General features: G+C 34.2%; 20 protein-coding genes. 3 read left to right on the forward strand and 17 right to left on the reverse strand.

What is annotated here, in order from left to right; all coding sequences use genetic code 11:
• Positions 1–7 precede the first annotated feature (7 nt).
• The gene (locus tag C1Y58_RS06240) at positions 8–1,243 is read left to right on the forward strand and encodes a 6-phosphofructokinase (protein ID WP_105615155.1); all 1,236 of its coding nucleotides are present in this window, start codon (positions 8–10) and stop codon (positions 1,241–1,243) included.
• Positions 1,244–1,291: 48 nt separating this feature from the next.
• On the opposite strand, the gene C1Y58_RS06245 is transcribed toward C1Y58_RS06240, so the two are convergent.
• Together C1Y58_RS06245 and C1Y58_RS06250 are read right to left on the reverse strand one after the other, a co-directional pair.
• Positions 1,292–1,669: a RidA family protein gene (locus tag C1Y58_RS06245; RefSeq protein WP_105615156.1), complete on the reverse strand. Its 378-nt coding sequence runs from the start codon at positions 1,667–1,669 to the stop codon at positions 1,292–1,294.
• 173 nt (positions 1,670–1,842) lie between these two features.
• The gene (locus C1Y58_RS06250) at positions 1,843–2,700 is read right to left on the reverse strand and encodes a BAR domain-containing protein (protein ID WP_105615157.1); all 858 of its coding nucleotides are present in this window, start codon (positions 2,698–2,700) and stop codon (positions 1,843–1,845) included.
• A 356-nt stretch (positions 2,701–3,056) separates the two neighbouring features.
• On the opposite strand from C1Y58_RS06250, the gene C1Y58_RS06255 reads away from it, so the two are divergent.
• Positions 3,057–5,006 carry a 5'-nucleotidase C-terminal domain-containing protein gene (locus tag C1Y58_RS06255; protein ID WP_105615158.1) on the forward strand — a complete coding sequence of 650 codons (1,950 nt, stop codon included), beginning with the start codon at positions 3,057–3,059 and terminating at the stop codon, positions 5,004–5,006.
• A gap of 60 nt (positions 5,007–5,066) precedes the next feature.
• Here the strand turns inward: C1Y58_RS06255 and C1Y58_RS27010 are convergent, their stop codons facing one another.
• The 15 genes from C1Y58_RS27010 to C1Y58_RS06325 all read right to left on the reverse strand — a co-directional run bounded on the left by C1Y58_RS27010 (position 5,067) and on the right by C1Y58_RS06325 (position 21,841).
• Positions 5,067–5,201 (reverse strand): hypothetical protein, encoded by a 135-nt coding sequence (locus tag C1Y58_RS27010; RefSeq protein ID WP_278286077.1) that lies wholly within the window; start codon positions 5,199–5,201, stop codon positions 5,067–5,069.
• 68 nt (positions 5,202–5,269) lie between these two features.
• Positions 5,270–5,860, reverse strand: a complete 591-nt coding sequence (locus C1Y58_RS06260; protein WP_105615159.1) for a DUF308 domain-containing protein — start codon at positions 5,858–5,860, stop codon at positions 5,270–5,272.
• 466 nt (positions 5,861–6,326) lie between these two features.
• Positions 6,327–8,045: an FAD-binding oxidoreductase gene (locus C1Y58_RS06265; protein ID WP_105615160.1), complete on the reverse strand. Its 1,719-nt coding sequence runs from the start codon at positions 8,043–8,045 to the stop codon at positions 6,327–6,329.
• Complete coding sequence (locus C1Y58_RS06270; RefSeq protein ID WP_105615161.1) at positions 8,045–9,604, reverse strand: FGGY-family carbohydrate kinase; 1,560 nt, start codon at positions 9,602–9,604, stop codon at positions 8,045–8,047. The genes C1Y58_RS06265 and C1Y58_RS06270 overlap by 1 nt, the downstream gene beginning before the upstream one ends.
• 19 nt (positions 9,605–9,623) lie before the next feature.
• Entirely contained in the window at positions 9,624–9,983 is a 360-nt protein-coding gene (locus tag C1Y58_RS06275; protein WP_242985370.1) for a DUF1667 domain-containing protein, read from the reverse strand.
• Between the two features lie 5 nt (positions 9,984–9,988).
• Positions 9,989–11,257, reverse strand: coding sequence for an NAD(P)/FAD-dependent oxidoreductase (locus C1Y58_RS06280; RefSeq protein ID WP_105615163.1), 1,269 nt, complete (start codon positions 11,255–11,257; stop codon positions 9,989–9,991).
• Positions 11,244–12,965 (reverse strand): NAD(P)/FAD-dependent oxidoreductase, encoded by a 1,722-nt coding sequence (locus C1Y58_RS06285; RefSeq protein ID WP_170311534.1) that lies wholly within the window; start codon positions 12,963–12,965, stop codon positions 11,244–11,246. Before C1Y58_RS06285 ends, C1Y58_RS06280 begins: the two co-directional genes overlap by 14 nt.
• Positions 12,966–13,067: 102 nt before the next feature.
• The gene (locus C1Y58_RS06290) at positions 13,068–14,006 is read right to left on the reverse strand and encodes a carbohydrate kinase family protein (protein ID WP_105615165.1); all 939 of its coding nucleotides are present in this window, start codon (positions 14,004–14,006) and stop codon (positions 13,068–13,070) included.
• Positions 14,007–14,047: 41 nt separating this feature from the next.
• Complete coding sequence (locus tag C1Y58_RS06295; protein WP_170311535.1) at positions 14,048–14,752, reverse strand: GntR family transcriptional regulator; 705 nt, start codon at positions 14,750–14,752, stop codon at positions 14,048–14,050.
• A 109-nt stretch (positions 14,753–14,861) separates the two neighbouring features.
• Positions 14,862–15,374 carry a DUF2179 domain-containing protein gene (locus C1Y58_RS06300; protein WP_105615167.1) on the reverse strand — a complete coding sequence of 171 codons (513 nt, stop codon included), beginning with the start codon at positions 15,372–15,374 and terminating at the stop codon, positions 14,862–14,864.
• 250 nt (positions 15,375–15,624) lie between these two features.
• A complete protein-coding gene (locus tag C1Y58_RS06305) occupies positions 15,625–16,770 on the reverse strand; it encodes an ABC transporter permease (RefSeq protein ID WP_105615168.1) in 1,146 nt (381 codons plus the stop codon).
• The gene (locus C1Y58_RS06310) at positions 16,757–18,004 is read right to left on the reverse strand and encodes an efflux RND transporter periplasmic adaptor subunit (RefSeq protein WP_105615169.1); all 1,248 of its coding nucleotides are present in this window, start codon (positions 18,002–18,004) and stop codon (positions 16,757–16,759) included. The genes C1Y58_RS06305 and C1Y58_RS06310 overlap by 14 nt, the downstream gene beginning before the upstream one ends.
• Positions 18,005–18,008: 4 nt before the next feature.
• Positions 18,009–18,857, reverse strand: a complete 849-nt coding sequence (locus C1Y58_RS06315) for a carbohydrate ABC transporter permease (RefSeq protein ID WP_157949982.1) — start codon at positions 18,855–18,857, stop codon at positions 18,009–18,011.
• Between the two features lie 39 nt (positions 18,858–18,896).
• Positions 18,897–19,769 (reverse strand): carbohydrate ABC transporter permease, encoded by an 873-nt coding sequence (locus C1Y58_RS06320; RefSeq protein ID WP_157949983.1) that lies wholly within the window; start codon positions 19,767–19,769, stop codon positions 18,897–18,899.
• 290 nt (positions 19,770–20,059) lie between these two features.
• On the reverse strand, positions 20,060–21,841 hold the full coding sequence (locus tag C1Y58_RS06325; RefSeq protein WP_105615172.1) for a methyl-accepting chemotaxis protein: 1,782 nt from the start codon (positions 21,839–21,841) through the stop codon (positions 20,060–20,062).
• Positions 21,842–22,028: 187 nt separating this feature from the next.
• Here C1Y58_RS06325 and C1Y58_RS06330 point away from each other — a divergent pair, with 187 nt between their 5' ends.
• Entirely contained in the window at positions 22,029–22,691 is a 663-nt protein-coding gene (locus C1Y58_RS06330) for a flavin reductase family protein (protein ID WP_105615173.1), read from the forward strand.
• The last annotated feature ends 18 nt before the right edge of the window (positions 22,692–22,709 follow it).

A 22,709-nucleotide genomic window follows, 5' to 3' on the forward strand; every position in this document is an offset into this window, starting at 1 on the left:
GTGATTAATAGTGAATTGTCTTGTTGCCCAATCTGGAGGACCAACAACAGCGATCAATGCAAGTTTAAGCGGCGTTATTAGTGCCGCAGTTAAAGATTCAAGCATAACGAACATCTACGGTGCACTTAACGGCGTTCAAGGGATACTTAACGATAACATCATCGAACTCCACAAAACTTTTGCCAATGATGCATCATTAGAACAATTAAAGCATTCTCCATCTATGTTTTTAGGTTCTTGTCGTTTTAAGCTTGATAAAGAAATAACTTCTCCACAATACGAAGAAATATTTGCTACTTTTGCTAAATACGATATTAAATATTTCTTCTATATTGGTGGTAACGACTCAATGGATACTGTCGATAAACTTTCTCAATATGCTACAGAAAAGGGTGTAGATATTAAAGTCATCGGCATTCCAAAGACAATTGATAATGATTTATTTGGTACAGATCATACTCCTGGATTTGGGTCAGCTGCTAAATTTGTTGCTACTTCTATCCTAAACATCGCACATGACGCATACATATATGATATGAAAAGTGTGACCATTGTTGAGATCATGGGAAGAAATGCTGGATGGTTAACGGCTGCATCAGCATTAGCTCGTAACGCGTACAATGTAAGCCCTGATTTGATCTACTTACCTGAAATACCATTTGATACTTATCATTTCTTAAACGATGTGAAAAACTTAATTGCTAAAAAGAATAATGTCATTATAGCGGTATCAGAAGGTATTAAAGATATAAATGGTAACTATGTAAGCGCGACAGCGACAAATCAACCTACTGACGGTTTTGGCCACGCCCTATTAAGCGGCACTGGTAAGGCATTAGAAGGTATCGTAAAAACAGCATTGAACTGTAAAGTTCGTTCAATTGAGTTCAGCGTCTTACAAAGAAGTGCTATGCATATTGCTTCAAAGACTGATTTAGATGAAGCCTTCAGTTTGGGAAATAAAGCTGTAGAATATGCAAAAGAAGATTTAACAGGTATTATGCTTACCTTAAATAGAACTAGTAACGATCCATATGACAATGAAATACATTACATTCCAATATCAGAAGTTGCAAATAAGGAGAAAAAAATCCCACGTGAGTGGATCAATGAAGCTGGTAACGATATTACTGATGACCTATTAGCTTATATGAAACCACTTATTGTAGGTGAATCTCCATTAAAATATGAAAACGGATTACCTCATTACATGAATATTCAACATCTATTTGATAAAGCTTAAATATGAAAAACCCTGCTATGTACTTAGCAGGGTTTACTTAATTCATCATTATTTAGCTGCTATTACTTCAATTTCTACTAATGCGTCTTTTGGTAATCTTGCTACTTCTACTGCTGAACGTGCAGGCTTATTGTCAACAAAGTACTCTGTATATACTTCATTCATAGCACCAAAATTATTCATATCACTTAAGAATACCGTTGCTTTGACAACATTGTTTAATGATAATCCTTCTGCTGCAAGAATTGCTTTTACGTTTTCTAAAGATTGTTTTGTTTGTTCAGTAATGGATTCAGGCATTGTACCTGTTTTTGCATTAATTGGGAGTTGACCTGAAGTAAATACAAAATCTCCAATGCGAATACCTTGAGAGTAAGGTCCTATAGCTGCAGCAGCATCATCAGTTTTAATAAATGTTTTATTCATAGAATAAATCCTCCTTAGTTATTTGTATTAAATTTATATCGTGTATTTTAGTATTACGAGAATACTTAGTAGATTCTCTATCCTTATAGATTATAACATAAGATAAAATAAATAAAAATAAAACAAAAATTTTTATGGTAAACCGATTATTTTATTCTACCGTATTATCCTTCTTACAAAAAATGTTCAAATTTTTCACATAATGCTAAAACATATTCATGCTCTTCAATGATATGCTCAAGTGTACCATAGAATAGATCTGGTAAAGAAGCCTTTAACTCTTCAGGTAGGTATTTAGGATCTTCTTTAAATGCTTCTAGAAAGGCTAAGAAATCTTCATTGTACTTTTTAAAGTCTTTATAAACTTCTCTTAAATTTTCTTGATCCAAATCTTCGAAGATAGACGATAGTTGATAAGCGCAACCATTGAATCTATCCCTAAACTCATAGAACTTCTCAATGGTCACTTCAGGCAACTGGTTCTTCTCAGTAGGTGTCACATTCATGATAATGGATGGGTGCTCTGCTCCTATAAGACTCCAAAAATACATGTGCCCATATATACAATTTAGAGGCGAATTACCTAATCCCATCTTTCTAAATATTGCTTGAATTACAACATCTTCAGGACCTTTACTCTTTGAATACAGCATGGATTTGAATATCTCTTGCACATACAATTGTTCATACAAAATATGATAAGTCACTTGATATAAGATTGGAAATCCATTAAAACCTTCAAATTTAAGTCTTTCAAGGGTTCGAATAAAATAGCGATTAGTTTCTATGAAATAATGTAACATGTGATACGGATTTTCATCATATTGATTTTTATCTAGAGTTTTATAAATCTCCTTAAAGGCTTTGTATAATTTCTCAAGCTCTTCCGCAAAATACGGGTACAATGTTGCTCCATTGGGCTCTGCACTGCCTAATAGAACTTCAATATGTTCATATGAATTCTGTGCCCAAAACTTAACAGCTTCTAATGCCATCATTTCTGGAAAAGATAGCACTCCACAACCGCGCATATAAATCCCCTCTCCTTATATGTTAATATCTATAATATTATAAGCATGTATATAAAGAATTGACACAAATAGCTATAAGAGATTAGTTTTATCATCACATCATGCCATATATAACATGTGACAAAAAACTGTTGTTTCATATATTTGGTAATTCATGTGAACAAAAAAAATTTGTCCCATTTCTAAATTACTTAAAAAATAATTTAATATTTTTATATATTTGCATATATTAACCATATAATTTATAATGAATATATACCTTTACCCATGACATTAATTCGTCCAGTTTACTCAAATTTTAGGATGAATCAATTCCATGGGTTTATTTTATATTTTTATGGAGGAGGAAATTATATATGAAACATATGTTTAAGCGCTTCACTGCGTTAGCATTAACACTAGCAATGCTTTTTACTTTTGCTCCATCTGTTAACGCTGCTGATAGTAACGAAACCACCATAACCATCCTTTCTACTACTGATTTGCATGGCCGTATCTACTCTTATGACTACGCCATTGACAGTGAAGATAAAGATGCTGGGTTGGCAAAACTTTCAACGTTAATTAAACAAGAAAGAGCTGCGAATCCTAATTCTCTATTAGTAGACTGTGGAGATACTATCCAAGATAATAGTGCAGAATTATTTAATGCAATGGATGTACATCCTATGATTCAAGCTATGAATTTGATTGGTTATGATGCTTGGACAATTGGTAATCATGAGTTCAACTTTGGTCTTGATTTATTAACTAAGAACATTGAAGCTTTTGATGGTGCTGTATTATCTGCTAACATTTATAAAGAAGGTACTGAAGAGCGCTGGTTAGCTCCTTATGAGATCTTTGAAGTAGATGGTGTAAAAGTAGCTGTTGTTGGTATGCTACCACCAGAGGTCCCTCGTTGGGAAGCGAGTACGCCAGATCATTTTGCAGGTCTTGCTTTCACAAATACTTTAGCAGAAACTAAAAAGGTTCTTGCAGAGCTTGAAGGTCAATACGATGTCCTAGTAGGCGCATATCATGTTGGACCAGAAGGTGAATATACTTATGCTGGTTTAGAAGAAATTGCTGAAGAATGTCCTGAATTTGATGTCTTATTGGGCGGACATGCTCATGCCAAGTATTTAGAAGAAGTTAATGGTGTGACAATTCTTGAACCTGGTAAATATGGATGGGCATTAGGTAAAGTTGACATTACAGTTGATAAGGCTGATAACAACAAAGTAGTGAGTGTAGAAGGTGCTCAACTTGAAACTTATGAAGTAGAAGCTGATCAAGAAATTCTTGATGCCTTTGCAAATGTTCATGAAGAATCTGTAGCCGATGCTAATCAAGTAGTTGGTACTATTACTGCAGACTTTATTGCATCTCCTGATTATATAACAGGTGAAAGTTCAATATCAACTATGCCAACTGCTCAATTAATGGATACAGCTGTCATCGACTTAATTAATGAAGTACAAGTACATTTTACAGAGGCTGATGTATCAGCAGCAGCTTTATTCAACTTTGGATCTAACTTAACACAAGGTGATTTCAAGAAAAAGGATGTTGCCTATATCTATAAATACCCTAATACCCTAGTTGGTGTTAACATCACTGGACAAGGTTTATTAGATTATATGGAATGGTCTGCATCTTACTATAATACATACACAGATGGCGATATTACCATCAGTTTTAATGAAGAAATAAGAGGCTATAACTATGATATGTTTGCAGGCGTAGATTATGAAGTAGATATAAGTGAAGAAGCTGGTGACAGAATTAAGAACGCTACAATCAATGGTGAACCTATTAATCCAACAGCTACTTACAAGTTAGCTGTTAATAACTATCGTTTTGGTACAATTCTTAAGTTAGGTCTTGTAACTTTAGAAGATAAATATTATGATTCATACGATGAATTCCAAGATGCTGGAAGAATCCGTGACTTAATCATTAATTACACTGTTAATGAAAAAAACGGCGTTCTTGAACCTCTAGTAGATAATAACTGGAAAATCGTTGGTTATGATGAAGATGTTGCATACAAAGAAGAAGTATTTGAAATGGTTCGTAATGGCGCCATCACTATTCCAACATCCGCTGATGAAAGAACTAAGAACGTTAAGTCCATTAACTTATATGAACTCATTGAACAAGGTGTTATAGAGTTAGGTACTTATGCCATCCAAAGCGGTGATGTGTTATGGCAAATTGCCGAAGAGCATGGCACTACATGGGAAGCATTAACAGAACTTAATAACTTAGTAGATCCACATTTCATTTTACCTGGTCAAGAACTACTTGTACCAGCTAAGTAAAGCTAACTAAATGTCAAAAAGCTGAGATATCTTCTATCTCAGCTTTTTTTATCATTATACTTATACATCGTTATCTTCACTTGATTGTTTCTTTGTATTACGATTATGATTTTGAGCTTCTCTTGTAATAGGTGTTTGCCCATTACTTTTTTCCATTCTTCTTCTTTTATTATCCGGTTGACTATCTTTTGGCATTCTAATAATCCTCCTTACAATAAGATTCATTATTAGATTACCCTATCTTAGCTCAATTATGCTAAAGGTTAGTCTCTTTCTCGATAGTCCACATCTATAATATCATCATCTTGTTTAGTTTTTCGCTGCTGTTGATTATATGGCTTAGCTCCTGTATATCTGAATGGGGTCTGCTTCGTGATGTTAATAAATTCTTTACCACGAATAATCATTAACCCACCAAGAACCAAGAGTACAAAACCTAGAATTAATACGATAGTTGTTATTGCTGCACTACTATTAAAAGTAGCATAGACACCAATTAGTATTAGTACAACAGGATAGATCAAACGTGCCCATTTTCTATCTGGATTCGCAAGCAAATATAGAAAGTCTCCTAGACCGGACATCATACACCCTATCCCAACAACAAATAAAATAATACCTGGGTTCAAGAAAATAACTAAACCTACTACAACTAGCCCAATACATAAAGCACTTAAAAATACACTTCCTAATTTAAATGACTTAACCAATAAATACACACCAATCGTCATAATAAACCCAGCGAATAACAAGATAGCTGTATTGCCAATTAACCTAGGAAAAAGCAAAAACAATACACCAATTAATGCCAATATCAAACCAAATTTCTGTATACCATTAAGTTGGTTTTTCAATAATGTCACCATCCTTTAGTAATCTTCATTCGTTAAATTTTGTAATGATCTTTATATGATTCTAACACGATTCCATTTGTTTTAAAATAGGAAATTTCGTATTCTTTTCTTATACCTAAGTATTTCAATCATAAGAATGAATTATTCAACTCTAGCTTTCCTAAAGATTATCAAAGTTACTCCTTCTTCACTTGACTCTTTTAAATAAACACATAATTAACTAAAGTAACAAATGCTTCCCTGATCCATACTCGAAAGCAGATAAGGCGTACTATGGAGCAGCGAACCATGGACGGTGAGCCTGGCTGTCTAAGACATGGACGTCTTCCCAGCCAGCGCAATAGTACTCCTTATCTGCTTGACCCTATTAGTAAAACAAAAGAAGCATAGCAACTCTTACTATTTATAGCCAGCTGCTGTGCTTCTTATATTTACTTATATTCTTATTATATAAACTTATGTTTTTTTACTTAAACTTCAGCTCTCTTCTTTCCACATCCAGCCCTAAAGTTCCACCGGGATTCATAATATTATCAGGATCGAAATGCTCTTTTAGGGTGCGAATAATCTCATAGCTAGTAGAACCTATATTGTGTTCCAACCAAGGACCAAAGGCTTTCCCAACACCGTGATGATGACTAATAGCAGCTCCATACTTCACATAATTATCCAAAATGCCAGCTTGGAATTCAAGATACTCTTCTGGCTCTACATTAGCGATCAAAAAGATAAAGTATAGATTAGCTCCTTGAGGATAAACATGAGACATATGGGTCATACAAATCGTATTAGGTCTTGACTTAACATATTCCCTTAATCCTCGATGAACTTTTGGCATCTCATCCCATGATACAGAACATTCCATGGTATCAATAATAATACCAAAATCTTGCATAGGTTCTCTTATATAAGGATCATTAAAACGCCCTTTTTCCCATTCCTTTGTAGGCTGGGCTGTCAAGTACATTGCTCCGTATTTCTTGCATATCTTATGTAATTTCCTCTTCATATTCTTACAAAAGTCTTTTTCACCATCTGTAAAGCCGAGGAATAAACAACGTTCCATAGCCTTATAGCCTCTTCTGCTCATGATCTTATCGATCTTCGTACCCTCAACTTTATAATGACTTAACATAACAGATGTTTCTTCTGGATCAGATACTCTAAAAACTGATGGCATACCAAACTCACCTTGCGAGATGTCTCTAGCAGCTGCCTGAGCATTCTCCCAGCTGGGGAAAATATAACTAAAATATTTACGGTTCTCAGGCATGTGTTTAAATACTCTTAATGTACAGTGAGTTAACACACCAAAAGCTCCCTCAGAACCTATCATAATCTGGTCGATATCTGGACCAATGGCTTTTGCAGGGTATTCTCCAGTCTTAACAATACCCACAGGTGTGGCATATTCTTGACAGATAACAATGTCTTCAATTTTGCCATAATAACTTGAATTTTGTCCAGCACCTCTCGTAACTACCCAACCTCCAACACCAGAATACTCAAAAGATTGAGGAAAATGACCGCAAGTATATCTCCCTTTAGCACCTAATAATTCTGGTGCTTGATTCAGATATCTCTCTAATTCTGGACCGGACATACCTGATTCTACAGTAATGGTTTGGTTCTTTTCATTAAATTCTATAACTTTATTAAAATTTACTGCTAAGTCTAAAGAGATACCACCCTTAATGGCTTCCATACCTCTCGTCACTGTTGATCCCCCTGCTCTACAGTAAATGGGTATTTTAATCTCTGTACAATAAGCAACAATCTCTTCTATTTGAGTTTTACTACTTGGGTATAAAACAGCATCTGGAATATTTTCAACGACTTGATTTCTTAATCGTATGAGATCAATCATTGTCTTACCATATGAAACTCTAAGCCGGTTATAGGTATCTGTCTTTACATTGGCTTCACCTACAATTTTCCTGAAGTGTTCTAAATGATTCTCATCCAACCGGCATGGTACATTATCAGGTACTGTTTCTAGTCCTTCTGGCTTCTTCTCTTTAAAGTCGTCATCTGTCATATTAAAAACTTTCTTCATGTAAGTGTACATACCCTCATTAGGGTATTTGAAAAACTCTGGGTCTCCCCATTTCAAGATGGATCTAAAGGAACCCTTTGGTGGCGCTTCATTTTCCCATTCCGGACAAAAACCTTTGTATTTTCCCATTATAATTTCCCCCTAGCTTTATAAATTTCTTTTAATTCTTGATAAAGAGGACGCATTCTTCTATAGATATTCTTGTAAACCCTGTGATAAATATCGTAATAAATTTCAACGTTCTCTCGAATTGGCATAAAATAATCCTTAACATGAACCATACTCTTAACAGCTTCATCATAATCTTTGTATACTCCAAGACCCACAAAACATATGATGGCTGCACCTAAACCAGAGGTTTCATAAGTCTGTACACGATAAACAGGTTTATTAAAGACATCTGCTGTTATTTGACAAATAGCATCACTTTGTGAACTTCCACCAGAAAGCATTACTCTTTTAATCTTAACACCTGAATGCCTTTCAATACTCTTCATGCCCTCAAATAAACCATAAGCTATTCCTTCAATAATAGCTCTATAGATATGGATGCGAGTATGGTAGTCAGAAAACCCAATGATAGATCCTCGTGCTTCAGGTAATTTGAGAGGTGAACCCCAATAGGGTTGTAGAATAAGTCCATCACTACCAGGTGGTATTTGATTAAGGTACTTATTCAAAAGTACTTCCGGTAGAATGCCAGTTTTCTTTGATTCCTCCATCTCTTTTCTGGCAAATTCCTTTTTGAACCAAGTGATCATCCAATAACCTCTATAGATTTGCAACTCAGGATTATAAGTATTTGGTATAGCCGCCGGAAAAGGAGGTATAAATTTATTCAATTCATAATACTTTTTACTTGTTGTCTGTATAGTCGCCAAAGAACCCATGGAAATGCTCACCGTCTCATCGTTAACACATCCAGCTCCTAATGTTTCACAACCTTTATCAGAAGCAGATGCGATAATTGGCAATCCCTCTTTTAAACCTGAAATTTCTGCAACCTCTTTTGATACTTCTCCAATAATTGTTCCTGGCTCTACTATATCATAGAGCTTTTCTCTCTCAATCTGAAAAATCTGTCGCTTTAACCCTAAATCACTCTCCCACTGAAACTTTTTATAGTTAAAGGGTATATGTCCAATTGTAGAAGCGATACTGTCGATATATTTACCCGTTAACCTAAAGTTCAAATAGGCAGATAGCATTAAATATTTATGTGTCTTATCCCATGTTTCTTTTTCATGTTCCTTTAGCCAGTGTGCTTTACAATGAGCCCCAACTTTTCTTGAGACTTCATGCATACCAACTGCTGAAGTGGCCACTTTATATGGTAATTTGAAACTCTTTTTACTGGCTTCTCTTTGATCCATCCATAAGATAGCAGGTCTCAAAGGTTTACCTTCCTTATCGACAACAATGCAACAGTCACGCTGAGTGGTCACTGTCATACCTGCAATTTGATCATAAATCTCATCGTTCTCATCTCTTAATACTTTTATGATATCGCACATGGTGTTGAAATATAAATCTGGGTCCTGTTCTGTCCACCCGGGCTGTAATGAAAAGTAAGGCTCAATTTCCTTTTTTATTTTTAAAACAAGCTCTCCATACTGATTAAATACTAGTCCCCTAATTGACTGGGTTCCACAATCTATTGTTAGTACATACTTTTCATTAAACTCCATACTACCCCTCCATAATTACTCAATTGTCATTCGTTCTGAGATAAAGATCTGTCGTTGCAACAATATTAGCTCCACTGTTACAAACATTTTCTATAATAATATCTCCTGTTCTCACTTTATATTTTATCAGAACATGATGACAAGCGTCCATAACTTCTCTTATTTTTTCGAAGTTTATCGGACAATCTGTTTTTACTGATAAACGAGGGTGTTCACTAAAGATGGTTTGTACTGTTGTTTGAATATGACGTTTGGGACAAGTTAGTTCTTGTACTGCATAATCATAACCACGCCTGCATGCATGCCCTTCAATAATCAACTCATCACCTTCTTGTTTTGCTTTTATCCGGCATCCTTTTGGGCATACAATACATGTCATTTCTTTCACTCATCATCACCTACCAATTCAAAGGATAATTCTCTGGTATCTTGACGCTCTAATTGAATTTTAAGTTGAATCCTTTCCATCTCAGGAGGCTTCAGCATTTTATATTTTTTTATTAATATTATTTCTTCTCCGAGTCTTACAATAAGTTTTGTTTGATGACGTTGGATTCTACTTCTAAAATAAAAGATAGCTTCATCCATTGAACTCCTATCCACCGACTGAGGTACTATATAAAGGAATTCTTCATCTCTAAACCTAACAGGTAGGAGATTTCTTACATGATCTAATGAATTATTAACATAATCACAAGCACTTTTTGCAGCTGTTTCAGCACTTTCGGATACATAATCTACTAAATCATTGACATGCAATGCATTACCACAACTGAATATTCCGTCTTGATTGGTCATTAGATTTTGATCCACTGTAGGTCCTTTTGTATGAGGGTCTAATAGTATGTTAAGTGATGTCGCTAATTCATTTTCTGGAATTAAACCTACTGATAATATAACCCCATCGCATGGAACATACTTCTTTGTATCTAAAAGCGGCTTTAAGTTTTCATCCACATCACATATGGTCACCCCGTTGACCCGATCCTCTCCATGAATACTTAGGATGGTCTTTGAAAGATGTAAAGGTATCTGGAAATCATCCAAGCATTGAACCACATTTCTCGTAAGACCTGAAGGTGAATCTTTTATTTCATAGACACCAACGACTTCAGAGCCTTCTAATGTTATACGTCTCGCCATGATTAAACCAATATCACCGCTTCCTAAAATGACACACTTTTTACATGGTAAGCATCCCAAGATATTCACATAATATTGAGCAGTCCCAGCTGTATAAACCCCTGCAGGCCGATTACCATGAATGAATACTTGTTTTGAAGTACGCTCTCGGCATCCGTTGGCCAAGATTAGTGCTCTCACCTCGTGATAAAATACACCTTCCTCTTGATTAACTAATTTTAATACAAAGTCATCTTCCTGCTTTTCGATTGATGAAACAAAAGTGGAGGTAAAAATATCAATACGAGCTTCTAGTACTTCTTTTAAGAAGCGCTCAGTATATTCTGGACCAGTTAATCGCTCTTTAAATCTATGCAGCCCAAAACCTTCATGGATACATTGCTTGAGTATCCCCCCTGCTTTCTCTTCCCTTTCAATGATTAAAGGTCTGTGACCATTTCTATGAACCTCTAAGGCTGCTGCTAACCCTGCTGGTCCCCCACCAATAATAGCAATATCATACTGGCTCATTGTATTCCTCCTTGTAGATGCTTTCTGTAAGTAACTCTGACCCTTTTCCCTTCTTTGTAATATCACACAGCTCACAATGATTATGGTCAGCAATTATTTTTGAAACTAGAGGAGCACAAAATCCGCCTTGACATCTTCCCATTCCTGCTCGAGTCCGTCTCTTCACAGCATCTAATGAGTTCACTGGAATCGGTGAGTTTAAGGCATCAATGATCTCCCCCTTACTTATTTCTTCGCAACGACAAATGATAATACCGTAATTTCTATTGGCTTTAATATATGCATTTCTTTTGGTATCACTTAACAGATTAATTTGCTTAATTCCCTCTCTCGTAGGTATCCACTCAGCCTTTTTCTTAACGTACATTATACGTGATAAGATCTTTACTGTTATCTTCTCTATTTCCTCGGCAATAGCTGGTGCTGATGCATACCCCGGTGATTGAATACCTGCTGCATGAATAAGGTTGTTGACATGTTCAGATGCCTCAATTATAAAGTCTTCTTTAAATGTAGCCGCACGAGTTCCTGCTAAATATGTGATGACATCTGTACGTTCTAAGCCTCTAATATAGCTTAACCTTGTGTTAATCAGTTTGTTGATGTTTGCAGCATGTGTTGAATACTCTTCTTTAAATGGCTGTTCGTACGCATCAGGACCAACTAAAATATTACCCTCTATGGTTCTTACCAACCCTCCTCCTTTAGTAGTGGATCTAATGGTTTTTATGTTAAATTTAGCCATTACAGAATTGATGTAATCTTGCTTAGCTTTATCTAATAGTAATATTTCTCCTTTTCGAGGGTGTATTGTAAAGAATCTGTCGCCAGCCATCTCAGCTATATGGTCCGAATAGACCCCGGCCGCATTAATAACAACTCTTGGATAGAGTGTTCCCCTGTTGGTTTTGACAGAATAAATATGGTCTTTTGTTAATTCCATCCCTTTCACATATGTATTGAGTGATATTTCTACTCCATTCATTACTGCATTCTCAGCTAAAGCTATTGTCATTTTATAGGGTGGACAAACACCAGTTGTTGGCATATGAATAGCCCACTTTATATCTTCTTTTATTCGTGGTTCTCTTCTTAATAGCTCTTTTCGAGAAATCATTTTAACACCAGGAACACCATTTTTCTCTGCTCGATTCAATAATAAGTAGCCAAATAATCTAGCTACTTGGCTATCAAAAAGAAAATGTGTACCAATACGTTCAAAGGGTACATCTAGATCCTTTGCTAGTTTCTCAAAGAGATAGTTCCCTCTTACATTATATTTTGCTTTATTACTCTTTGGTTTTGGATTAACTCCAGGATGAATCATGCCATCATTCCTAGAAGACTGGTGCATTGCAAGATCATCTTCCTTGTCGACAAGTAGAATAGAAATGTCATATTGAGATAAATATCTAGATATAGCTGAACCGATAATACCACCACCGATGATTAAAACATCAACCTTTTTTCCATCAAGAAAATGATCATTTAAAGCAGGTTGTCGTGGTGGTGGTTGAAATAACCCCTTAACAGTGAGATTATTAATGACCCCTTTATAAGAAGATTTAGCCGCTATTTTCCCAGCTTTAATATAATCTTCCCAAGAGTTTATCTCTCCTTCAATTTTAATGGATTCTCGATATTCCGAGCATAGAATGAATCCACTAATCTTTTGGAGTTGTTTGTTGATTTGATGAAAATCACCCAAATTGAACCACCCCTTATAGTTTCGGACGTCCGAACCTCTATATGTATATTTTACCAAATTCACAGTATCTTTTCAATCCTTAAATAAAAGAAAAGAGAAGTATTAAAAATACTTCTCTACATCTCTTAAGTTTGGTAAGGAATGAATTGCCCCCTTTGAAGAAGCAGTTATCCCGCCTGAAATATTTGCAAATCTTAATATATTCTTCAGCTTGCTGTCTGACAACTGATCCAACAAACACTCATCTTTAGATAACTGATAGAGTACAGCTGACATAAAAGCATCTCCTGCTCCTGTTGTATCCACTGCTTTAATCTTAATACCTTCAACTATTGTCAACTGGTTGTTATAATAAAAACCAGATCCTTTTGCTCCAAATGTAATTAAAACTAATGGAATATCAAACTCTTCTAAGCTAGCTAAAGCCTTATATATATCCTGTTCATCTGTTATGAATTCCAATTCTTCTTCTGAGATCTTAAGAATATCAGTTTTGGGAAGTATACTTGCAATCTCTTGTTTAGCGTGGTCCGTGGAATCCCACATGTTGATCCTCACATTAGGATCAAAAGATATATAGTTTCCTTTTTCTCTAGCACAATCAACCGCTTTTTTTACAGCAGTCTTTGTAGGTTCCTGAATCAATGATATCGAACCAAGATGCAGTGCATATTGTGAATCAAATATACTTTCGTTGATATGATCTACGTGTAAGAATTGATCTGCACCTTTATCATTATAAAATACGAAAGATCTTTCTCCACTCTCATCATTATTAACAAAAACAACTTGTGTTTTAGCTTGAGTTGTTTTTTGTATATATTCTGTACTCACATCATAAGACTTCAATACTTGAATGAGGTAATCCCCAAAGAGATCCCCACCAACAGTGCCAACAAAACTTGCTTCACCACCTAATTTTGCCACTCCAACAGCAACATTAGCTGGTGCTCCACCTGGATTTTTAATGTAAGCAGAATTTTCCTGATCCATAGGAATAAAATCTATTAACACTTCACCAATGGTCACAACACCCTTCATTCTATCACCTCATTCAAATTATTAAACGCACATTCAATATATCAAAAAGCAAGATTATATATATCTGATGGTACGATAAATTTAATATAAAAGTACACACCATCTTCATCTTTAATATAGATCCAACGGTCCATTTCCAATAGCTTAGTATCTTCATCGACTTTTAATAGCTTTTTTTCTTCTTCTGTCGGCTCTTTTATCGTGATAACTTGCTCAATCTTTTCAATAGTCTTATTTAATACTTCTAAAATATATCTTGAAATCGATTTCTCAAAGTTATAAGCTTTATCATTACTTTCATTCTTCAAGTAAGTGTATTCCAATGCTAAAGGTTTTCCATCTACATATCTCAATCGTTCAATATACCTACATTCATCTTCTAAGCTCATTTTCGTTAGCTTAGCAATCTCATCATCGATAGAAATCACCTTATTGACAAGAACTTTATTTCTATCCTTTAATCCTCGCACTTGTAAAATGTGACTAAGACTGATCAATGGTTCAAATCCAATTGCAGGTTTTTTCTTTGCTACAAAGGTTCCTATTCCCCTCTTCTTTACCAAATAACCTTCTTGAACAAGTATAGCTATTGCTTTGCGAACAGTTTCTCGTCCAACATCATTAGTATACATGAGCTCTTTTTCAGATGGAATTTGGATACCAACTTGCCACTCATCGTTCTCTATTTTTGATAAAATATCATCTTTTAACTGCATATATAACGGTAATCTACTAAAACGATCCATATTCATGCCCCCTCATGTCTATTTTACAATATTTAATAATGTTAATCAAATGATTATGTCACCAATGGTTTAATCATTCAACACATGACGGGTATGATTTTCATACATTTTATTTTCGTATTAAACCGTAGCCACCACGTACCATTTTTGTTTCTGTGACTGATATAACAGACTTTATATCTTGTTGCTCGATAAGTTGCATGACTTTATCTTTATTTTTACGCTTAATGTGCAACATCAAGATTGTTCTTGGATTATCTTTTCCCTCACCCCTTACAAGGGTTACACCAATTTTGTTCTCTCTTAAGTAATTGGCTAAAGGTACGCCTTCTTCCTCAGATACAATAATTTGTAACGTTAACAATCCGATAGCTAATTTTTCTTCTAATATAGATCCTACATAACAACCGACTGCAAAACCCAAGGCGTAGATAACCATTTTTTTAGGGTCATTTTGTACTGTTGACAATACATTACTCACTACGATGAGCCATATAAGGACTTCAATAAAACCTATAAATGAAGCCAGAACTTTTTCTCCTTTGGTTAAAAATACGGTTCGTAATGTCATCAAGGACACTTCTATTATTTTAGCAAAAAAAATAATTATAAGTTCAATCATTCTATATCCCCTTCATCATCTCTTAACCAAACAATCCACACTAATTTGGATTAAACTATTTAAATACCGTAACATTATAGCACCATCTTATGTGAGAAGATATATAAAACATATATAAAAAAAATATTTTTTCCCTATAAGATTTGAGCAAAAGAAACAACAATCTTTGACATGAAAATAGAGCTAAAATAGTGGGTATTTTAGCTCTACCTTTTCTTAAATCAAAATTATTCATAACAAATCATCCGGGTTAAATATTATGGTAATTATTAATTTTTTGCCATGGATGTTTGGTTATCTTCTTAAACCTGGCAACCATGATGGAAAGGGCAATAAAATATAAAGGTATAACGACCAGCAAATTCCAATAAATCATATTAAAAATCCTTTTTTCAATCTCTTGGTTAGCTGTAATTTCTAAATAATTTTTGATGCGATCCATGTACCACTGAAAATCAAATAAGTATGTTGGTAACCAGTGCATGGGCAGTGATATATCCGATGAGGAATATAGCATGATCACAATTATTAAAAGAATACCGATAACACCTATTATCATATACCTGATGAACCACCAAGGATTATAATAAATAGCCTGTAGTGGGTAGTATTCATCTAATTTCTTCTTATACTCACCTATAAAGCGATTAAATATTTTAATGAGTGCTTTTAATAAATAATAGGATAAAAGCAAACCTGTTACGAATAATAAAATATTATCTGTTTGGCACAAGATAGAGACGATAGTTGTATGTTCAAACAAATAATAATGGTTTAAGTCTAAATTGTATTTTACTACAACCAAGTCATTGTATTCAAAAGTCCCATTTTTATTTGCAAAAGCCATCATATCTAATGTTTGCTCAGGCGCCATATTTTCATACAGTGCAATAGGCATAAAAAACTTAAAATCCTCTTCTTCAAAAATACCAACAATGGTATAGATTTTCCCCATTAACTCAATTGTTAATCCTTCTGTATCATCAGAGCCATAAAGATAATCTGATAATCCTGAACTAATCACTACAACAGGCTCTAATTGTTGTTGACTTCCAAAAAAGTGACCGTCTGTAAAATGTATGCCAAAAAATCCAGGATACAGATAATTCGTACCAATGGCTGTTGCTTTTGCATATAGGTCATTACCGACTATTCCTGTCACCATTTCGGAACTAAATGTGAAATAATAATCCTCAAGTTCCTCCATATATTTTAAGTTAAGCTCTTTTAAACCATCATTTAGTTCAGCATCTTTATGTTTTATATAGATAAACTTTTCTTGACTATGTAAAGCATTTCTTTCCGATAGTATTTTTTCTTCTGTATGATGATAGATAAACAAAGTGACAATGAATAGCAAAGGAATTAAGATATACTTAATATCACTCTTGGACATAGACATCACATCCATCTTCCAAAGGTTTGCTACTAGTATTAACTATTTTTTCACCAGCGAAGAGACCATCTGTAATTCCTACTATTAAATGAGATCGATCACCAGTTACAACACGTCGTTTTTCTACAACATATTTTTCACCTATAATTGATTTTCGTTCCTCTAATACAAAAACATATTCCCCTCCCCCGTCTTCACGAATAGCTTCAACAGGAACCCAAGCACTAGAAGGTCGGGTAGAAAATCGCATGTTCACCTTTCCTCTTTGTCCAATATAGGCATTAGATCCTTCTTCAAGTATGATTCCGAGGACAACATTGATACCATCATCATTACTATAGATGTATTCTATTCGCCCTTTAGCGACTGTATCACCTAACAGTACAGTAACCTTTTTACCACGGTGAATTTCTCCTTCTTTATCAACAGGAAACAATGCCTCAAAAATCATATTAGCATCTCGATTAAGAACTTTTACCACAGGTGTATAGGCAGGAACTAAATCTCCTTCATTAACTTTTATGTCCTTTATGAAGCATGTATAAGGCATACTTACCTCCTCATTCATTTCTTCATATTTACTCTTTTCTAATTTAAGCAGCTCTAATTCTGCTTCTAAGCTTAATTTTTCTAATACATAGGACTCTTTTTGCTCTGCATCTTGTTGACGTTGTATGTTTAGGTCTTCATTGGTCCATTCTAATTCTGTCTCTTTCATAGACAATTGATCTAGAATTTTCTCATATTCTTCTAACGATGTTGCTCCAGTCTCATAAAGTTTTTGCGTATATGCGACATCCTCTTGTAAGGATTCAATCTCAGACTCCAATAAATAAACTTGTCTTTGTGTAGCTGTATAATCACTCTGTTCGCCAATAAGCTTGTTGTACTTTGCTAAATTTGCTTCTAACTTCTGCTGATTCATCTCAAACTTTTTAATCTGTTCTTCCATATAATCCATATCCAGCAGCATCATCGCCTGGCTCTTTGGCAATCGTTTACCTTCACTATAGAGTATTTCTTTGATTTTAACTGGAACTTCATATGTAAGTTCCTCATAATCTTCTGTTATGACTTGTCCATAGCAACTAATCTCTGGAGTTATTTCATCTGATTGGGTTGTAGAATATGTAATTACTGGTATTGTTGCATTGGATAAAGTTTTTGAAATAAAAGCAAGAAAAATCATTGTAACAACAAAATAAATAATAAATTTTTTGATTTTTTTCTCCATACCATCACCCCTTAATACTGGAATACTCGATTCCTTCAACTAGTGCATTTCTTGAAATTAAGAAGACGCAAATTGTCGGAATGATATAAATCGTACTCGCTGGAAAAGCGATATTCACTTGATACTTATTAATCTCTGATAAATAGATAGACAAGGGCCATTTTGTCATATTATCTATAAATAAAAGCGGTTGTTCTATCATGTTCCAATAATCAATAAAGAGTAAAATACATAATGCACCTATAGCGTTTTTACTCAATGGTATTATGATCTGGCTAAATATTTCGAATTGATTAGCCCCCTCAATTTTAGCCGCTTCAACACAGGCATTGGGAATATAGGCCATGAATTGACGAAGTAAAAAAACGCCAAAAGTACTAAATATACCTGGATATATCAGTGCTTCAAGAGAATCTAACATGTGTAAACTATTCAATGTAAAATAATTTGGTACGAAAATAGCCTGGAAAGGTAATAACATGGTAACGATGTATATAAAAAATAATGTGTCTCTTCCTTTGAACTTTAATCTCGCAAAGGCATAAGCTGCCATTGAAGCGATAATCAATTGGCCAAACATAATTAAAGCAACTACAATAACTGAGTTAGTTAAGCAAATAAAATATTCAGGTGTTAAAAAAAGTAATTCCAGATAGGGTTTCAAAGAAATTTTATCTGGTGCAAAGGTCATTTCGATTATACCGTCTCGCTGCCCATATAATAAACCATAGTGATTAAAAATCTCTATCTCAGACATCATGGAGTTAGTAGCTATAAAAATTACAGGTAGAAGCGACATCAATATAATGAAACTAAAAAATACTAATATAATAATTTTCCATCTCTTTTTCATATGTATCAGATCCTTCATTAGATTCTTTTCATTTTTCATCTATAGATGCGTAATAGAATCAATGAGCTTACTCTGTAATTTGAAGAAGATAAACACAATGATGAAAATACTGAGAATTAACAGAATAGAAGCTGCAGTTAATTTAGATACGTCTAAATAAATAAATAAGTTATTCATATAATGTTGTAGAGAATAAACCGTCAAATGAGGATACGCTCCAAATAATAGAAATATTTCTCTAAACATCTTAAAGGAGTTAACAATGGATATAATGAATACAAAGAAAGTGGTAGGCATCAAATAGATAATGGTAATCTTTCTAAATAGATACCATTCGTTAGCCCCCTCTACTTTTCCACATTCATAATAATGTTTTGGTATATTTTTTAGACCTGCCATAAAAAGTACTACATTATATCCTACGTTCTTCCATAGAAACATTATAACTATAACTATCCGTGTCATTTCACTATTCAGCCAAAAAACGCTATCCACATTCATTAAATTTAAAAGCGTATTGATGGTTCCATCTGAATGGAATAAGATTCTCCAGAATAGAAGTACACTGGCAGTTGGAATAACTAACGGTATAACCATAGCACTCATGATAAAGTTTTTCTGCCTGTCTAATCGTTCTAAGAGTACTGCAATGATAAGAGAAATAACAATAATTAAGGGAATTGATAATCCCATCAATACCATTTGATTTCTAAACGCGATTTGAAAGATATTATTATTGAGCAAATCCTTATAATGAAATAAACCGATAAAACGACTGGTCACAGGATCAACTGTGGAAATTTTAAGCATATTTAAGAATGGAAAAAAATAAAATATACTGAATCCAATTAGACTCGGTAATAAAAAAATTAACGCTATGTGCCATTCTCTTTTCACCTTAGCCTTTTTCATGATTCTCCTCCCCTCTATATAGTCAATATCTGTCTTTATCCGTACCATTTTTTACATTATACTCTCTTTGTTTAATCGAGTCAATCATTTAGTTATAAAATTCTAATAATTGAAGGAACAAAAAATATTACCGACATTTTATTACAAAGTTCCCTTCCCCAACTTAGTCTTTAACATCATGATAAATAGCATTTTTAACTAAAGATTTCCATAAGAGTTTAGGAAAACATCTAAAAAAAGAAAAGCATATGATAAAGAATTTTCTCCTTATCATATGCTGCATACCTACTTTATAATTGGAACACCTCAACAATCTCTTCCAATTCTTTAGACATATGGGCTAAGTTCTCCGTTTGTTGACTAATAGCAGTCATGGATTCCACTTGATTCTTAATAGATGCCGTTATCTCTTCCGTAGAAGAAGTCGTATCTCTTGATACACTCATAATCGCATCTAATGATTGAATGACTACATGTTTCTCTTGATCCATTTGACTTATTTGATTTACTAATGTCTCTATAAGTTCTGTAGTTTTTGAGTTAGTTGCTTTAATATTGTCAAAAGCTTGCCGTGTATTATCTGAAGCCTCATTCAGTAAAAGATTAACCTTCATCGCTTGACTCATCGCACTTTGTGATTTCTCAACTTCCATTCCAATCTCTGTAGTTATGTTCTCAATTCGTTTTATAGACTGAGTTGTTTGTTCAGATAGTTTTCTAATCTCATCGGCTACAACTGCAAAACCTTTCCCTTGTTCTCCAGCTCTAGCCGACTCGATGGCAGCGTTTAAAGCTAGTAGATTGGTTTGTTCAGCTATTTCTTGAATAGTGATAAGTATCTGGTCAATGACCTTTGATTTCTCAGCTAAGGCATTAACAGCTTGATTCACTTCGCTGACAATAGTATTGCTTTCACTATGGCACTTATGTAATTGTTCCATTTTTTCTATACCTAGAACATTAACATGTTCTATCTCTTTAGAATAGTTTAGTAGTTGGTCAGACTGTTCAACTGTATGACTTATTATCTCTGATAAGCTATTTAGATTATCATTGGATTTACTAATTTCATCAAGTTGCTTAACTGACCCCTCAGCCAACTCCTCAATTGCTGACGCCACTTCATTAGTACTGTTTTCACTTTCAAAAACATTACTGCTGATGGTATCTGAATTATTACTTAATGATTGGGCATTTTCAGTAAGTTGCTCCAGCACATGAATTAAGTGCTTTTTCATCTTAACTAGATTAGTCGCAATATGAAATACTTCTCGATTAATCATAAAAGAATCGACACCGATATCATTTACTCTAAAATCAAAATCACCTAATCGGTCCACTTCACCGGCTAGAACTTTCATGGGTTTTCCAATCTTATTACTGATAGCAATAACCATCAATATAGCTAGTCCGGTATTGATAAGTCCACTTATAATTAAAACTGCAATAATAATTGTAACCATTTTCTCTATTTGCCCTTGCATAGCGGCTACTTGCGTATCAATATCTGTTAGATAATTACCTGTTCCTATGATAATATCAAAAGGTTCATAATAATAGGAATAAGAACGTTTAGCAGAAGGTACATCTTCCCCAGGCTTGATCCACTGATACTCTGTATAGCCGCCACCTTCTAAACCAGCATTAATAATGTTCTGAATAAGCTTATTACCATCTGCATCTACTAAGTCCAGTCGATTCTTACCTTCATCATTTTTACCAAGGTAAACAACACAAGTACCATCGGGTCGATCTGCCCAAAAATACCCTTGTTGGTCATCTCCATAACGCAACTCTCTCAAAGTATCAAAGGCTATATTTTCTGCTTCTGAATAATTATCACCGTATTTGCGATAAATACTATCCAATACCGTTGTTGCAGTGTCCACTTGCCCTTGAATCATCTCATCATATTGATCGATTGATGACTTAGCAGCAATATCAATAAGTTCTTGATCATACTTTGTCAGATAAAAAATGATAACTGCACATAAAATACTAGTTACTAACAAAAAGATGAAAGAAAAACGATAAATGAGTTGCATTCTTAAAGATCTTAATTTTTTTGACATCTTGCTCCCCCTTAATCCCTTAAAATGTCTTATTTATAGTATATATAATCTCTTACTATTATTTCAAGTATGATTTTGTAAAATTTTCAATTAGACACTAAACTTTCATTTTCATTTGGAAAATTCCTTTTCAAAGTTCATCTTTCAATGTATAATGTTTTATACACTTAACTAAGGAGATAATTTTATGGCAAAACTCACTTGGAAACCAGGTAACATGATTTATCCTGTTCCCGCAGTTCTCGTAACCTGTGGTAATTCAACCGATAATTATAATGCCATTACTATTGCTTGGACAGGTACTATCTGCACAAATCCACCCATGACGTATATTTCAGTTCGTCCTTCTAGATATTCTTACAATTTAATAAAAGATTCCGGAGAATTCGTCATCAACTTAACTACAGAAGATTTAGTCTTTGCAACAGACTTTTGTGGCGTGCGCTCAGGCAGGGATATGGATAAAATAGAAGAAATGAAGCTTACCTTGGAAAGCGGTGACCATGTTAAAGCACCACTTATCAAAGAAAGTCCTGTTAATATTGAATGTAAAGTTACCGAAATCAAAGAATTAGGATCCCATCATATGTTTATAGCAAAAGTACTTGCTGTGCATGTTGATGATGAGTATCTGGATGAGTATGATAAATTTCATTTAGATCAAGCAAACCCTATTTGCTATTCTCATGGACAGTACTATGCTCTAGGTCGTCCACTTGGTAAGTTCGGCTTTTCAGTCAGTAAGAAAAAAAAGAAGAAGAATCACTTATCTAAACCAGAGAAAAAAACAAGATTAGCTGCAAATAAGAAAAATAAGAATAAGAAAACTAAACAGAAAAGTAAGAACTAAACTTTATACAAGATGCTA

It is taken from the genome of Vallitalea okinawensis (assembly GCF_002964605.1).
GTDB lineage: Bacteria > Bacillota > Clostridia > Lachnospirales > PQDH01 > Vallitalea_A > Vallitalea_A okinawensis.

Bases quoted from the DNA above. Each gene is read 5' to 3' on its own strand.
- C1Y58_RS27010 (WP_278286077.1), bottom strand. From the start codon at position 5,201: ATGCCAAAAGATAGTCAACCGGATAATAAAAGAAGAAGAATGGAAAAA.
- C1Y58_RS06265 (WP_105615160.1), bottom strand. From the start codon at position 8,045: ATGGGAAAATACAAAGGTTTTTGTCCGGAATGGGAAAATGAAGCGCCA.
- C1Y58_RS06280 (WP_105615163.1), bottom strand. From the start codon at position 11,257: ATGAGCCAGTATGATATTGCTATTATTGGTGGGGGACCAGCAGGGTTA.
- C1Y58_RS06300 (WP_105615167.1), bottom strand. From the start codon at position 15,374: ATGATTGAACTTATAATTATTTTTTTTGCTAAAATAATAGAAGTGTCC.
- C1Y58_RS06290 (WP_105615165.1), bottom strand. From the start codon at position 14,006: ATGAAGGGTGTTGTGACCATTGGTGAAGTGTTAATAGATTTTATTCCT.
- C1Y58_RS06305 (WP_105615168.1), bottom strand. From the start codon at position 16,770: ATGTCCAAGAGTGATATTAAGTATATCTTAATTCCTTTGCTATTCATT.
- C1Y58_RS06315 (WP_157949982.1), bottom strand. From the start codon at position 18,857: ATGAAAAAGAGATGGAAAATTATTATATTAGTATTTTTTAGTTTCATT.
- C1Y58_RS06320 (WP_157949983.1), bottom strand. From the start codon at position 19,769: ATGAAAAAGGCTAAGGTGAAAAGAGAATGGCACATAGCGTTAATTTTT.
- C1Y58_RS06245 (WP_105615156.1), bottom strand. From the start codon at position 1,669: ATGAATAAAACATTTATTAAAACTGATGATGCTGCTGCAGCTATAGGA.
- C1Y58_RS06255 (WP_105615158.1), top strand. From the start codon at position 3,057: ATGAAACATATGTTTAAGCGCTTCACTGCGTTAGCATTAACACTAGCA.
- C1Y58_RS06330 (WP_105615173.1), top strand. From the start codon at position 22,029: ATGGCAAAACTCACTTGGAAACCAGGTAACATGATTTATCCTGTTCCC.
- C1Y58_RS06310 (WP_105615169.1), bottom strand. From the start codon at position 18,004: ATGGAGAAAAAAATCAAAAAATTTATTATTTATTTTGTTGTTACAATG.
- C1Y58_RS06275 (WP_242985370.1), bottom strand. From the start codon at position 9,983: ATGACATGTATTGTATGCCCAAAAGGATGCCGGATAAAAGCAAAACAA.
- C1Y58_RS06325 (WP_105615172.1), bottom strand. From the start codon at position 21,841: ATGTCAAAAAAATTAAGATCTTTAAGAATGCAACTCATTTATCGTTTT.
- C1Y58_RS06295 (WP_170311535.1), bottom strand. From the start codon at position 14,752: ATGGATCGTTTTAGTAGATTACCGTTATATATGCAGTTAAAAGATGAT.
- C1Y58_RS06270 (WP_105615161.1), bottom strand. From the start codon at position 9,604: ATGGAGTTTAATGAAAAGTATGTACTAACAATAGATTGTGGAACCCAG.
- C1Y58_RS06250 (WP_105615157.1), bottom strand. From the start codon at position 2,700: ATGCGCGGTTGTGGAGTGCTATCTTTTCCAGAAATGATGGCATTAGAA.